Here is a 13,920-nt window from a genome sequence, read left to right as displayed (position 1 = left end):
CCCCGCGGAGCGGGTCCCTACGGGCCTTCGGCCCTCCGTTCGCGCCTGACCTTCGGTCAGGCGGCGGACCCGCTCCGCGTGTCCGCACCCGGGCTTCGCCCGGGTGGGCCCGGCGCTTCGCGCCTTGGCCGGCCTCACTCCGCTTCGCTCCATGAGGCCCGATGGCTGAGGTGGGATCACTGGCTTAAGCTGGGTTTTTGGCTGACCTTACGGCGGGCTGACTGAGGGGAGGGTGGCGCGCCGGGGGCGCGTGCGGGCCGGATTCACTCCCGCCAGATTGGTCTAGTCCACGGTCTAGACCACTGTTTCGACCTCACGGCGAGTCGGGGTGCGCTACCCTCGGAGGGTGAGCAACGGTCTCCGGTGTATCAGTCTCAGGGCGTCAGGTGATCCCGCCGATAGTGGGGTCCGGGCCCGTGCTTTTCGGGCGTTCGCCGGAATTCGTTACCGAGGACTGATATCCTGCCGGACAGTCGCTTCTGTCGCGCAGGTTTTCCGGCCGCCCCGGTTTTCGGGCCGGTCCGTCGAATGTATCAGTAGGGCACTGTCAGATTTTCCCGTGTGGTCCCTGGTGTGGGTCCGGGAATGGGTGAGGGGAGACACGTCTTCGTGAACGTCGTAAAGCCTGGCCTGAAGGTCGTTCAGTCCGCTGCCGGCATCTCGCTGCGCGGGCACCAGGAGGAGGCGCTGGAGGCCATCGTGCGGGACCTGACGCCCCGTCCGGGGCACCCGGCGCCGAACGGGCTGCGGGTGACGGTGCAGATGGCCACCGGCTCCGGGAAGAGCTACGTCGGGGCGGCGGCCGGCCAGAAGCTGGTGCCCCGCGGCGTGGTCCTGGTCGTGGTGCCGACGCTGGACCTGCTGGTGCAGATGGTCGGTGCCTGGCGGGCGGCTGGCCGGTCCGGGGACATGCACGCCATCTGCTCCCTGGTCGACCGTGAGCTGCCGGTCGGGGTGATGGCGAGCACCAGTCCGCTGATGATCGGCAGGTGGCTGGAGCACGCCGCAAGGCACCGCCGGCCGACCACTCTGTTCGCCACCTACACCTCGGTCGGGGCGGTGAGGGACGCCTACGAGTACTGGGCGGAGCGCCAGGGCGAGGTGCTGCCCCCGCTGGGGCTGATGGTCTGCGACGAGGCGCACCGCTCCTCGGGCAGTGTCGAGAAGACCTGGACCGTGGTGCACGACCAGGGCGCGATCCCGGCGGAGCGCCGGCTCTACATGACGGCGACACCGCGGATCTGGGCGCCGCCGAAGCGCCCGGTGAAGAACCGTGAGGGGGCCTACCAGCCGCTGCCGGAGGAGCTGGCGGTGTCGATGGACGACCAGCGGATCTATGGCCCGCACGTGTACTCCCTGGGCCTCGCGGAGGCGATCGACAGGAAGCTCTTGGCGCCGTTCGAGATCGTGGTCCTGGAGCTGCGCGACCCGCTCGGCGACCGGGCCGCGGCCGACGCGCAGGGCGTGCCGTGGGGGCCCGGTGTCGGCGAGGCGGAGGACGGGAGCGAGGACGAGGTGCCGGCCGCGCGGATCGCGGCCATCCAGGCCGGGCTGGCCAAGACCGTGGTCGAGCGGGGCCTGGAGCGGTGCATCACGTTCCACAGCCGCACGATCGAGGCCCGCTATTTCTCCGAGACGCTGAATCAGACGGTCGAGAAGCTGAACTTCGAGAACCCGCAGAAATACCCCGCCGAGTTCTGGGCGCAGTGGCTCTCCGGCGAGCACGAGATCGACTACCGGAAGGAGCTGATCGGGGACTTCGGGAAGGGCGAGGAGGACGACGGGCTCAAGCACCGGATTTTCAGTAACTGCAAAGTCCTGGGTGAGGGTGTCGACATGCCGAATGCGGATTCGGTTCTTCTGCAGGGCCGGGGCAGCATGGTGGATATCGTCCAGGCCATCGGCCGGGCCCTGCGCATGCAGCCCGGAGAGGGAAAGACTGCCAGCCTGATCGTACCGGTTTTCCTCAAGCCGGGAGAGGAACCCGGGGACATTCTTGAGTCGGACTCCTACGGGCCCCTGGTCAAGATCCTTACCGCTTTGCGCAGCCACGACGCCAAGGTGGTCGAGGCCCTCGCGGTACCGCAGAAGTCCGGCAAGCGGACCAAGGGGCGCAGCGCCGAGGCTGCTTCCGGCCCTGGTGAGAGCATGGTCGGTGGGGGTGGCGGGTCGGCGTTCACGCTGCCGGTGCGGTTCCAGACGCCGGTCGACGAGAACGTTCTCGCGCTGTTCATCGCCTCGCGGGTTCTGGTCGGGGAGACGCAGTTGTGGCGCGAGGGGATCGGTCACGCGCGGCGGTGGTTCGAGGAGACCGGCGGCCTCGACGTCCCCTATTCCGCGCTGGTCGGGGAGAATGGGAATTACCCGCTGGGAAAGTGGCTGTCGGACCGTCGCGGGGAGAATGCGAATGGTGAGCTGGCGCCATACCGCGTGGAGATGCTGGACGCGCTCGGGATGATCTGGTCCGTCTCCGATGCGCGGTTCGAGGCCGGGTTGGACTGGGCGCGGGTTTGGGCGAAGGGTCACGGCGGCTCTTTGGCGGCGCCGGCGCGGGCCTCGGTCGGCGGGTACGCAATCGGGACGTGGCTCTCCGAGCTGCGGGCCGCGGCGCAGGTCCCGGCCGGGGAGCCGGGCGCGCTGGCGCCGGAGCGGCGCCGCGCGCTGGAGGAGATCGACCCCTGGTGGTGCCCGGTATGGCCCATCACCTGGCAGCGCGCCTACGCCACCGCCCGGATGTGGTGGCTCGACACCAACGGCCAGGTCGACTGGACCACCCTGCCCCAGGACACTGTCTACGAGGGCGAGCAGCTCGGCCGCTGGGTGCAGGCGCAGCGGGCCGGCTGGCCGGACCTGGAGGAGGAGCAGCGGGACCTGCTCGCCGCGATCGGCATCGAGGCCGACCCCGAGCTGGTGGCCGCGAAGGCCGCCGCCGAGGCGAAACCCACGGTGTCCCGCGGCGACAGGTTCGCCCAGGGCCTGGCGGCGTTGGAGGCCTTCGTCGAGCGCGAGGGGCACGCTCTGGTGCCGCGCGCCCACAAGGAGGACGGGGTGTCGCTCGGGACCTGGCTGAACAACCAGAAGGCCCGCCGGGCGAAGCTGAGCGCGGGACAGCTCGCGCAGCTCGCCGGATGCGGCGTCGTGTGGGCGGGCGGGGTGCGGGAGCATCACGAGGAGTGTGAGAAGGAGGAGTTCGAGGGCGGTTCCTGCACCTGCCACCTGATCCAGCGGCTTGGTCCGCCCTCCCAGCGTGAGGACCCGTCCTGGGACGAGGAGCCGAAGGGGCTGGACCTGGACTGGTAGGCCCGTTCCGAGCCGGGCCGACGGCCTGCGGCCGGGTGCTGATGAGTTTCTGGAGGCCGTCACCCTGCGGGGTGGCGGCCTCTTGGTGTTGGGAGCGGTGGGTCGGCTGGTAGTCCAGCTGGTGGTGGGGGATAAGGCGGCGTCGAGCTGGCCATGGCTCGGCCGACTTCCCAGCTCTGGACTTCAACGCCGGCGATCCGTCCTCGGGTCAGCGGAATGTTGGGAGGGGTTCGCGGCCGCCCGGGGAAGGCCTCGTGCGGTCCCCGGCTGCCGACGGCGTGTGGGGCCGGCAGCCGGGGCCTGAGCGGTGGGGTCAGTCGGTGTACTCGGCGATCTGGCGGATGATCCAGTCGGTGACGGAGCGGGCGGCGCCGGAGACGGCGCCGGCGGTGAGCTGTCCGGCGAGCCGGTCGCGGGCGGGGGCCTCGGGGGCGGGCACGGCCTGCTGTCCGGTGGCAGGTGCCGCAGGCGTGGCGACGGGCTGGTGGGTGGGGCGGGTGTGCTGCTGCTTCCTGCGGGACATCGGGTATTCCCCCTGGTGTGCGGGTCGTGGTGCGTGCGGGTTGGTCGGCTGGCGTGAGCACCACGATGCCGGGACGGGGAACCGGGGAGAGGATTCGCGGACGCACGCGGAGAACCCCGGAACCCTGCCCGCGAAAGCGCAGGTGGGCACTAGGGTGGGGAGCCGGTCCGGCGGAAGTCTGCGGACCGTCGCGGACGGCTGCGGACCCCTGGTGGGCCGCTGTTCGCAGACCAGGGGAAGGGACGCCCGGCCCGGCGACGAGAGCTCATTCGTGGCCGGCCGGTGCGGCAGGACAGGCGAGGGGGCCACCATGGCGCCGGGGAACACCCAGCAAGGACAACAGGCGCTGCGGGGCTTCGCCCGCAAGTTGAGGGAGCTTCAGGCCGATTCCGGGAATCCCAGCGGCCCGCAGCTGGTGAAGGCCTCCGGCGGGCTCCTGAGCACCAGTTCCATCGGCGACCTCCTCGGCGGCAAGAAGGGCGTCTTCACGGTCCCGCAGTGGGACCGGGTGTCCGCGTTCGTCCACGCGTGCAAGGCCCACTCCGAGGCCGAGGGATTCCCTCTGGAAGAACCCCTGGGAGACGTCCGGCATTGGCGCAGGCTGCACGGCGCCCTGATCAAGGAACTCGACGAACTCGACGACGAGACCAACAGGCCTGCGTTCTCGCCCTCCGGCGGGCACGAATCGCAGGACCTGGCAGGCGACCGGGGAGCGGGCCGCGTTGCGGAGTCGGACGGCGCGGTGCTGCCGCTGCTGGCGCCGCCGCCGGCCGTGCCGACGGGCTTCACCGGCCGGGAACAGGACCTGGACAGCCTCCTCGCGCTCCTCGCCCCCTCGACCGCTGCCGGCGGACCAGCCGCGGAGGCGGTGGTGGTGGCGTCGGTGCTCGGGATGGGCGGGATGGGCAAGACCACCCTCGCCACCGCCACCGCCCACACAGCCGTCGAACGAGGCCTGTTCACCGGGGTGCTGTTCATCGACCTCCACGGCTACGACGACAACACCCTCGACGCCGCCCAGGCTCTCGACACCGCCCTGCGCGGCCTCGGTGTCGAACACGGACAGATCCCGCCGGACACCGACCAGCGTGCCGCCCTTTACCGTGCCCAGCTCGCCGCCCGCACCCGCCACGGGGAACGCATCCTGATCCTGGCCGACAACACCTCGAGCGGCGACCAGGTCGAGCATCTCCTCCCTTCCGCGGACGGCCCGCACCGACTGCTCGTCACCTCCCGGGACAACCTCGCCCCTCGCCTCGGTGCCCGCCTCGTCGACCTCGACGTCCTCACCCCCGATGACGCCGTCTCCCTGATGGACACCGCACTGCGCATCACGCTGCCCAAGGACGGGCGCATCAGCGCCGACCCTGCCGGCGCAGCGCGGGTCGCCGAACTGTGCGGGTACCTGCCGCTTGCTCTGCGGATCGCCACCGCGCAGTTGGGCCGTCATCTCAAGCCGGCGCAGTTGGCCCGGGAACTGGAGGATCTCGGTGAGCGTCTGGATGTGCTGGGGGGCCGCGATGGCGCGGTGCGGGCCGTTCTGGCCGGCTCCTATCGGCGGCTGGCGCCCACGCATGCGGAGTTGTTCCGCCTGCTCGCGGTGAATCCCGGGCCTGATGTGTCGACGGAGACCGCTGTCGCCTTCACCGGGATCGGCAAGCCCCGGGATGTCCGCCGGCGGTTGGAGGTCCTTGCCGAGGCCAGTCTCATCCGGCAGGACCCGGACACCGGGCGGTGGCGGATGCATGACCTGGTGCGCGCCTACGCGGGCGAACAGGCCGAGCTGAACCCCCGGCACACCGCGGCAGCCCTGGGCCGTCTCTTCGTGTATTACACCCGCACCGCGCGGGCCGCCGCCGCCCATCTCAACCCCTCCATGGACGGTGGCAAGAAGCCCTTCCTCGACCGGAAGGCGGCGATGGCCTGGCTGGACGCGGAGCGGGCCGGTCTTGTCTCCGCCGTCCGCGTCGCGCACACCACCGGCCACCGCGAGGCCACCATGAGGCTGGCATCCTTCCTCGGGGACTACCTGGATTCACGCCGGTACTTGCAGGATGCCCTGGACGTTGCCACCCTCGCCCACGACTCTGCCATCTCTCTCGGCGACCGCCACGGCGAAGGCATCGCGTGGAACAACCTCGGCAACGTCCTCCAAGAGTTGCGGCGCTTCGAGGAAGCCCTCGCCGCCCACCAACACGCCCTTGACATCTACCGCGACCTCGGCGACCGCCACCACGAAGGCATGGCGTGGAACAACCTCGGCCTCTCCCTCAAGGAGTTGCGGCGCTTCGAGGAAGCCCTCGCCGCCCACCAACACGCCCTCGACATCTACCGCGACCTCGGCGACCGCCACCACGAAGGCAGGGCATTGGGCAACCTCGGCAACACCCTGAAAGAGTTGCGGCGCTTCGAGGAAGCCCTCGCCACCCACCAACACGCCCTCGACATCCACCGCGACCTCGGCGACCGCCACAGCAAAGGCATGGCGTGGAACAACCTCGGCGTCGCCCTCAAGGAGTTGCGGCGCTTCGAGGAAGCCCTCGCCGCCCACCAACACGCCCTTGACATCTACCGCGACCTCGGCGACCGCCACCACGAAGGCATGGCGTGGAACAACCTCGGCCTCTCCCTCAAGGAGTTGCGGCGCTTCGAGGAAGCCCTCGCCGCCCACCAACACGCCCTCGACATCTACCGCGACCTCGGCGACCGCCACCACGAAGGCATGGCGTGGAACAACCTCGGCCTCGCCCTCAAGGAGTTGCGGCGCTTCGAGGAAGCCCTCACCGCCCACCAACACACCCTCGACATCCACCGCGACCTCGGCGACCGCCACAGCAAAGGCATCGCGTGGAACAACCTCGGCGTCGCCCTCCAAGATCTGCGGCGCTTCGAGGAAGCCCTCACCGCCCACCAACACGCCCTCGACATCTACCGGGACCTCGGCGACCGCCACCACGAAGGCAGGGCGTGGAACAACCTCGGCGTCGCCCTCAAGGAGTTGCGGCGCTTCGAGGAAGCCCTCGTCGCCCACCAACACGCTGTCGACATCTACCGCGACCTCGGCGACCGCCACGACGAAGGCAGGGCATTGGGCAACCTCGGCGTCGCCCTCAAGGAGTTGCGGCGCTTCGAGGAAGCCCTCGCCACCCACCAACACACCCTCGACATCCACCGCGACCTCGGCGACCGCCACAGCGAAGGCATGGCGTGGAACAACCTCGGCACCGCGTGGCGAGGTGCCGAGGTGTACGGGCAGGCGGTGGAGGCTGGTGAGCGGGCTGTTGCCCTGTTCGGGGAGTTTGGGGACCTGTACCGGCTGGGGGAGGCGTCCGACGAACTCGCCGACACCCTGCTCGCCGCCGGCCGGCCGCCAGCGCAGGTGCGGGCGATGCGCGAAGAATCAGCGGCAGCGTACCGGGCGGCTGGCGCCGAAGACGAAGCCACGAAGGCACTCGCGAAAGCAGACAAATAGTCCCCCGCCGAGTGCAGGGCGCAGCGGGCTGGCTGGACAGAGCTCGACCAGGACCAGCGGGACCTCTCACCGTGCTCGGCATCGAGGCCGACGCCGAGCTGGTGGCGGCCAAGCAGGCCGCCGCAGCGAAGCCGAAGGTCTCGCGCGCCGACCCGATTCGGCGCCGGCCTCGCGGCCCTCGCCGCCTTCGTCGAGCGCGAGGGCCACGCGAAGGTGCCGCGCACGCACAAGGAGGGCGGGGTGCCGCTCGGGGCCTGGCTGAACAATCAGAAGGCACGCCGGGACAAGCTCACCGGCGAGCAGCTCGGGCAGTTGGAGGCCCTCGGGGTCGGCTGGTAGGAACGCCCGGCCGGGCCGGTGGCTTGCCCGGCGGTGTGCTGCGCGGGGCCTGAGACGGCGTTGGAGGCCCTCACCAGGAGGTGGCGGCTTCCCCTATGAAAATACTGCGGCCTTGAGGCGGCTGAGTCCGTACCCTTTGGGAAACGAGGGGCCAGGTCACTCCAGGTGAGGATAAGTTGAGCGAAGAAGGTGTTGTCGTTGTAGCCACGTCCGTTGCGGTCACGACGATGGGCGAAGTGCCGGGCCTGATGCAGAAGATCAGGCCGGACTGGCAGGCGAAGAACCTGATCGAAAGGGTGCGCCGCATCCTGCCGGTCGATCCGAGCAGTGCCTGCCAACGCCTGTTCAACGCCGCGGTCCGGGATCTCAAAGACAAGATCCTGATCGTGGGCGTCGGTATCGCGGGCGAGGCCGCCAAGGCTGCGAATCCAAAGCTCCCGCCGATCCAGAACGCCGAGGACGTCGAACGCTACACGACCTCCAACTTGATCAAGCTCGCCTACCGCATCGGGCTTCTCAGCCGTGCCGAGTGGCGCAAGATGACGCGGGTATACGACATTCGCAAGGATCTCGAACATGAGGATTCCGAGTACGAGGCATCCTTCGAGGATGTCGTGTACACCTTCGTGACGTGCATTGACGCCGTGCTGTCCAAGGACCCGATCACATTGATCGAGGTACACGAGGTCAAGCAGATCATCGAAGCATCCGGGCCCATCGCGCTGGACAGCCGCCTACTGACCGACTTCGGGCACGCCCCGGACCAACGGCAGCAGGAGATCGTCCAGGTCCTGGTGAGCACGGCGCTGAGCGGCACCGAAGCTGATGTCGTCCGCGAGAACGCCTACCTGGTACTCCAGGAACTGCGTGAACTCATCCGAAACGGTGTGCGCCTGGCCGTCGCCAAGACCCTGCTGGACCGGCTCGGGCGCACCTCCTTGGACGAACTCACGGTGCGTGTGGCCCACGCCGCTGGACTGCTGCCCTACCTCCACAAGGGGCAGCGGAAGGACTTCTTCACGAAGCAGCTCGACAAGCTCAAGAGCATCGGCCACCAGTGGAGGCAAAACGAGGCGCACGGCCCTGCGCTGCGGCTGTTCGAAGAGTTCGGTGGTCTCACCGAGATTCCCGAAGACGTCAAGCCCGGGATCGTCAAGTGGATGGTGCGTTGCTACATCGGCGAGCCCGGTGGATATGGTGCCGGAATCAACCGGAAGGTCTTCTACAGTAACCGGGCCGCACCCATCATCGAGGAGCTCTTCCTCAACGGCCGCAGCGGCATCCAGAAGATCGTTGAGGATCTCCAGTCCGACAAGGACGTCCGGCGCTCCTGTGAGAACGAGCACGTGAACCGCCGTTTCCAGGACCTGCTCGACATGGTCAGCAGCTGATGAAGGCCCGCCGCGCGAAGTTGACGCCCGGCTGGCTCACGCTGTCCGCCACCGGGCCGACGGTCGCCTGACGTAGCGCCAGGAGGAATCTGGCCGGGCGTGGGTGAACCCGTTGCCTGGTTGTCGTTGGAGGCCGTCACCTAGGGGTGGCGGCCTCCAATGTGTGCGGTATCGGCTGACGGCGTTCTGCAGGGGTCATGGCTGCCGGAGCTTCGTGGCGGCTGGCACCCTAACCAACTGTCCAGGCCGTCAGCCGCCGGAGGCGATGGCCGTCTGGACGGTGGTGGACAGGGTCTGGGCGAGGGCGCCGCTGACCGCGGGGGAGTTGAGGATGTCCAGGATGGCGTTTCCCCAGCGCCGAATCCGTCCTGGGTCCGGGTTGTCCGTGGAGGCCTCGTTCTCGATCCGGGTGGCGATGTCGGCGAACTCCTCGGCGTCGCCTTCGGGCAGGCCCAGAACCGGCGCTGCTTGGCGAAGGGATCGGGCGAGGAGTACCAGGTCGCTGGGGTTGATGCCCTGGTTGGTGGTGGCGGTCTGGGTGACCTCGCGGCTGTTGGCGGCGATGTTGCCGGTGTTGGTGCCGATGTGGAAGTTCGTGGTGCCGCCGCCGTTGTTGCGTCGCTCGTAGGCGGCGAGGTCGGCGTCGTAGTTCTCCACGCAGTCTTCTCCTTCGGCGGTGATCTCGGCGCGCAGGGGTCCGTCCCCGCCCCAGCCTGGGGTCGTTCCCTTGATCATTCCCTTGGCCTGGAGATGGCCGGCGGCCCGGTTGATGTCGGAGGCCGTCAGTCGTATGCCTTCGAAGAGGGACTGGGGGGCTTCGAGAACATGGGCGACCACCGGCATGCGGGTGCCGTCGTGCTTGCGGTGCCACATCCAGGTCAGCAGGCCGGTGCGGGCAGCGGCGACACGGGCGGCGGGGTCTTCCCTCCGACGCCGTCGCTCCTCGACCCACGAGGTCCCGGCCGGCGTGAGGTTCGCGGAGGGACCCCCGTAGGTGGAGCCTCGGCTGGACAGCACTCCGGCTTCCTCGCAGTACAGCAGAAGCTGAAAGGCTTGTTGTCGGTCGAGGTGGTGTTCATCCGCGAACGGGATGAGGGAGACAGACCCGATGGGGCGCTCTCTGGTGTGGTCGTAGACCCATTCGATGAGCGGGTGCTGGAGGGTTCTCAGGTCGGTGGCCATGGGCCTCCTTCGACGAGCTGGGAGGGGTGGCTCAGGATAGGGAGAGGCACCGACAGCCGCCCCGGCGCGGCAGCGCGCAGTGGCGGCTTCGGTCGGCGGGCGGGGCAGGGCAGGGTGACTCGTAGAGAGCGGAGGAGACGGTGGAGAGCACCCTCCTCCGCGGGACCTCGGATGCCGGAGGAAGTTCTGCTGACCCGGTCGGATGGTGAGAATCAGCCAATAGCCGGGTTCCGGGCAGGAGATTCTGCGTTCGGGAAGGTGCCAGACCGGCCGGAGGGAGGGGTGGCTGCTTGCCGCCAGTGGCGGAATCCCGCCTTCCTTAAAAGAATCTAATGACACTCGGAGAGCAGGAGGGTGCCTCCGGCCTGCACGTTTGTCCGAATGGCGTGACAGATGGTGACGAAGCTCGGGAGTTCAGTGCTTGACGACCCGTTGAAGGTGCTTCAATGGCTGTCATGGTCGTCAGTACTCGACTCCGGTGTCGCCGCCCGTCGGCGTGGGTCTAGTCTGTGCGCCACTGCCTCATCAGGCCACCAGGGCGGCCCACGTTCGGTCCGGCATCGTGCCGGCCAGTGCGCGGACCCCGGAGGTCCGCGCGCTCTTCCGCAAGGAGAACTTGATGGGGCAACGCAACAAGAAGCGCCACCGGCCTGTCCAAGATCGCACGGACAGGAAGCCCAAGCGGCAGTTCCGGGTTACTCCGGATCAGCTGACCACCATCGCCACCGCCCTCATCACGGCGGCCACCACGGTGATCGCAGCCCGCTACGGCACCGGGCCGGGCACCCCGCAGTAGGGCTCCCGGACCCGGCACACGTGACGCGGTACCGAGGACGTCGCCCGGTGAACCTTTGCACGGAGAGCCGGGCGGCTCCTTCCTGCGCCATAGCACAGAGCCTGCCCTGCCAACAGGTGAACCATACCTGCTGGACATAAACATCCCCCTGCGCCTTGCCACCGTAACAGCCATCACACCCGCTGGCCGATGCGGGGCGATCAATTGTTACCAACACCTGAGACGCGGGGGCCACTGGGCCACATTGTGATGGACTGTCAGACTCTTTCTGTTCGACGGGAGTTGGCAATGACGCTCCGGTGCCTCTTCCAGCCCGCCACGTGACCGCAATGGCTCCTCCGGCGCCCTGGGGCCGCCTCGGCGGGCGCCCGGCTCCGGAGAGCACCGGGACAGCGCGTGAGAACTCCTCGATCCGAGGACGGCGGCCGACACCGTTCCGGCCTGGCCGGGGAGGGGTTGACTGGCACGCCGGACGGCGCATCGTTCGCCGGTCCGGCCCGCGCTCCCGCTGGCCAGCATGATGAACCTGCTGCTGGAACCCCCTTGACTGGCCACCTGAGGCCCCTACCTTCCGACACCACGGACCACCCGAGAGGCCGGGCAGCGCCCATCCGCGCCCCCGGCGGGCAGGCCATGGTCCGTACCCGCAACCCAGGTGAAGGAGAGAGGGACATGACGGAGACGAGGCCGCGCGGCCAGGAACAGGGCGCGGCGGGGCGGGACGGCGTCGAGAGGCGGCGACCGGTGGGGCCGGGGCGCGGCGCGTGGTCGGCCTGGCGGTCGCCGGGGCGAATGCGCAGCGCCGGCACGCGCACCGTACCGGGCGAGTCCTCGATGGGTGAGTCGGCCGCGCCGAACCGGGTGCGGGCGGAGCCGTTGTTGAGTGTGCGCACGACGTTGGTCCTGCTGACCGCTACCGTGATCGGGGTCGTGGTCGGCGTGCTCGCGTTCCTCGCCGGCGGTCCGGTCGCCGGCGCAGTCCTGGCCGGCCTGACCGCGACCGGCACCAGCGTCCCAGTGCTGAACGGCCTGATCCAGTGAACTGAGCCACGCCACTCGTTCGGGGGCTTGACGGTTCGATTCTGCCCGGGGCGGCTACGGTGCCGGCCATGGCCTCTCTCATGCTGTCGCCGGACCAGGTCCTGCGCGCCGTCGCCGCGCTCGCCCAGTTCGTCGAGCGGGAGCGTCATCCCCGGGTGCCCCGCCCGGACAAGGAGCCGGTGGAGGCCGTGGAGGCTGGCCCCGGTGGCGAGGAGCAGGTGGTGGTGTCGCACTTCGCGCTGGGCACCTGGCTCAACAACCAGAGGGCCCGCCGGACGAAGCTGACCGCAGGCCAGCTCGCCGAGCACGAGGTGGAGTGGGCGTAGCGTAGCGGACCGTCCCGGCCGGGCTGGCGTCGTTGGTCGGCGGTACGCTGCTGGGCCCTGATCAACGCCGGAGGGCGTTGATCAGTCGGCTCGTCTTCGGATCTCTTCAGCCCGCGCCGGATTGTCAGTTCCAGGTGGGAAGCTGAGCGGTCAACGACCACTAGAAGGAGGAGGTGGAGGTGACCGACGAGCAGTGGATCATCTTCGATACGAACGCGGTGAACCTTCTCAAGCCCGACAGTCTCACTGCGGACATAATTCGCAAGCTCAAGGAGTCCGGCCATCACCGGGTGGCCGTGCCGTGGATGGTGCTGGAGGAACTCTCGGCGCACCAGGCCAAGTACTACCCGGCCCAGTACCAGGCGGCTGTGAAGGCGCTGGGGAAGCTGGCCGAGACGGTCCCGTGGGCGGTGCAGAGCACTCTGGAGCCGCTCGATCTGGAGCGTCTCCTCGATCACTGGCGGGACGCCTACGGAAAGATCTTCGAGGTGATCGACACCAGCGGGGACATCGCGCGTAAGGCGCTGGCCCGGGAGGCCATGGCGCTGCCGCCGGCGAAGCGCGCCGCGGACCACTCCGAGGGTGCTCGGGATGCCGCCATCTGGTTCTCGATCCTCGAGTTCATGCGGGAGAACCCGCAGGCCCACGTCTGGTTGGTCACGAACAACACGACGGACTTCGGGGACGGAACCTCCTACCCGTACCCGATGGACCAGGACGTGCAGGGTCTGGAGAACCGTCTCAGCCGACTCAAGGACTTCACGCAGGTCGTCTCCAGGTTCACCACGCCGGTGCCTGGAGACGACGCGGTGGTCTCCGCCCGCGCGCTGCTGGAGTCGCAGCCCGTCCGCTCCGGGGTGGCCCAGAGCGCGGAGGAGCTCCTCAGTTCGCCCGGTGGCTTCGCCGGTCTGAGCGGCGACAGCAACGCGGTGCGGTGGCGCTCATGGCTGATCCCGCCGAAGGCCGAGTTGCTCGACGTCACAGAGGTCACCGGCCACGAAATCGAGGGCGACGTCTGGTACACGGCGAAAGCGCAGTGGCTGCTGCACGGCGTTGCCGTGCCCGGCGAGTCCGACGATCTCATCCGCAACGTCGCAGCTGTGTGGGAGACCAAGCTGCTCTTCTCCACCCGCGGCGAAGCCCATGCGCCGACGCTCCTGTCCTCGACGGAACCGTCGATACCGGATATGGCCGATGAGCGCTGCGCTGCCGCCGTCCAGAAGTTCAAGGCGGACCTGGCGCAAGCCTCGCAGTTCCCGCCAGCCGAGAAGACGGACGCTGCCCCCAGCCTGGATGTCCTGGGCAGCGGTGCCAGCATCGCGAAGCCGTACCTCGACTTCTGGTTGCACAGCGGCGCCGTGGCACAGGCCGCCGTCCTGAGAAATGCCATGACGCAGGGCGCGGGCATCGGCCTCGCCGCGAACGCCGCCCGAGAGGCCGCCGCCCTGAGGAACGCCATGACGCAGGGCGCGGGCATCGGCCTCGCCGCGAACGCCGCCCGAGAGGCCGCCGCCCTGAGGAACGCCATGACGCAGGGCGCGGGCATCGGC

At 69.1% G+C, this 13,920-nt stretch carries 9 protein-coding genes and 1 pseudogene; 8 read left to right on the top strand and 2 right to left on the bottom strand.

What is annotated here, in order from left to right; genetic code table 11:
* Positions 1 to 609: 609 nt before the first annotated feature.
* Positions 610 to 3,300, top strand: a complete 2,691-nt coding sequence (locus ACFZBX_RS36020) for a Helicase associated domain protein (protein WP_391538030.1) — start codon at positions 610 to 612, stop codon at positions 3,298 to 3,300.
* Between the two features lie 313 nt (positions 3,301 to 3,613).
* Here the strand turns inward: ACFZBX_RS36020 and ACFZBX_RS36015 are convergent, their stop codons facing one another.
* Positions 3,614 to 3,823: a hypothetical protein gene (locus tag ACFZBX_RS36015; protein WP_391538029.1), complete on the bottom strand. Its 210-nt coding sequence runs from the start codon at positions 3,821 to 3,823 to the stop codon at positions 3,614 to 3,616.
* 310 nt (positions 3,824 to 4,133) lie between these two features.
* Here ACFZBX_RS36015 and ACFZBX_RS36010 point away from each other — a divergent pair, with 310 nt between their 5' ends.
* The 3 genes and pseudogenes from ACFZBX_RS36010 (at position 4,134) to ACFZBX_RS36000 (ending at position 9,025) form a co-directional block, all read left to right on the top strand.
* Positions 4,134 to 7,295 (top strand): tetratricopeptide repeat protein, encoded by a 3,162-nt coding sequence (locus ACFZBX_RS36010; RefSeq protein WP_391538028.1) that lies wholly within the window; start codon positions 4,134 to 4,136, stop codon positions 7,293 to 7,295.
* Between the two features lie 165 nt (positions 7,296 to 7,460).
* Positions 7,461 to 7,634: pseudogene (locus ACFZBX_RS36005) on the top strand (helicase associated domain-containing protein); the annotation flags it as partial.
* 176 nt (positions 7,635 to 7,810) lie between these two features.
* Positions 7,811 to 9,025: a hypothetical protein gene (locus ACFZBX_RS36000; protein WP_391538027.1), complete on the top strand. Its 1,215-nt coding sequence runs from the start codon at positions 7,811 to 7,813 to the stop codon at positions 9,023 to 9,025.
* Between the two features lie 249 nt (positions 9,026 to 9,274).
* Here ACFZBX_RS36000 and ACFZBX_RS35995 read toward each other — a convergent pair whose 3' ends face one another.
* Complete coding sequence (locus ACFZBX_RS35995) at positions 9,275 to 10,207, bottom strand: hypothetical protein (protein ID WP_391538026.1); 933 nt, start codon at positions 10,205 to 10,207, stop codon at positions 9,275 to 9,277.
* Between the two features lie 619 nt (positions 10,208 to 10,826).
* Here ACFZBX_RS35995 and ACFZBX_RS35990 point away from each other — a divergent pair.
* From ACFZBX_RS35990 to ACFZBX_RS35975, 4 genes are all read left to right on the top strand, one after another.
* Positions 10,827 to 11,003 (top strand): hypothetical protein, encoded by a 177-nt coding sequence (locus tag ACFZBX_RS35990; RefSeq protein ID WP_391538025.1) that lies wholly within the window; start codon positions 10,827 to 10,829, stop codon positions 11,001 to 11,003.
* Positions 11,004 to 11,675: 672 nt separating this feature from the next.
* Positions 11,676 to 12,044 (top strand): hypothetical protein, encoded by a 369-nt coding sequence (locus tag ACFZBX_RS35985; protein ID WP_391538024.1) that lies wholly within the window; start codon positions 11,676 to 11,678, stop codon positions 12,042 to 12,044.
* A gap of 68 nt (positions 12,045 to 12,112) precedes the next feature.
* The gene (locus ACFZBX_RS35980) at positions 12,113 to 12,370 is read left to right on the top strand and encodes a helicase associated domain-containing protein (RefSeq protein ID WP_391538023.1); all 258 of its coding nucleotides are present in this window, start codon (positions 12,113 to 12,115) and stop codon (positions 12,368 to 12,370) included.
* A 179-nt stretch (positions 12,371 to 12,549) separates the two neighbouring features.
* Positions 12,550 to 13,920: PIN domain-containing protein (locus tag ACFZBX_RS35975; RefSeq protein ID WP_391538022.1), on the top strand; the 1,371-nt coding region annotated here is incomplete at its 3' end.

Source organism: Kitasatospora sp. NPDC008115, assembly GCF_042957205.1.
GTDB lineage: Bacteria > Actinomycetota > Actinomycetes > Streptomycetales > Streptomycetaceae > Kitasatospora.
The sequence above is the reverse complement of the archived record's forward strand: the minus strand, read 5'-3'. Positions and strand labels throughout refer to the sequence as shown.

Excerpts from the sequence above, each read along its gene's own strand:
- ACFZBX_RS36015 (WP_391538029.1), bottom strand. The coding sequence starts at position 3,823 with ATGTCCCGCAGGAAGCAGCAGCACACCCGCCCCACCCACCAGCCCGTC.
- ACFZBX_RS36010 (WP_391538028.1), top strand. The coding sequence starts at position 4,134 with ATGGCGCCGGGGAACACCCAGCAAGGACAACAGGCGCTGCGGGGCTTC.
- ACFZBX_RS35995 (WP_391538026.1), bottom strand. The coding sequence starts at position 10,207 with ATGGCCACCGACCTGAGAACCCTCCAGCACCCGCTCATCGAATGGGTC.
- ACFZBX_RS35990 (WP_391538025.1), top strand. The coding sequence starts at position 10,827 with ATGGGGCAACGCAACAAGAAGCGCCACCGGCCTGTCCAAGATCGCACG.
- ACFZBX_RS35985 (WP_391538024.1), top strand. The coding sequence starts at position 11,676 with ATGACGGAGACGAGGCCGCGCGGCCAGGAACAGGGCGCGGCGGGGCGG.
- ACFZBX_RS35980 (WP_391538023.1), top strand. The coding sequence starts at position 12,113 with ATGGCCTCTCTCATGCTGTCGCCGGACCAGGTCCTGCGCGCCGTCGCC.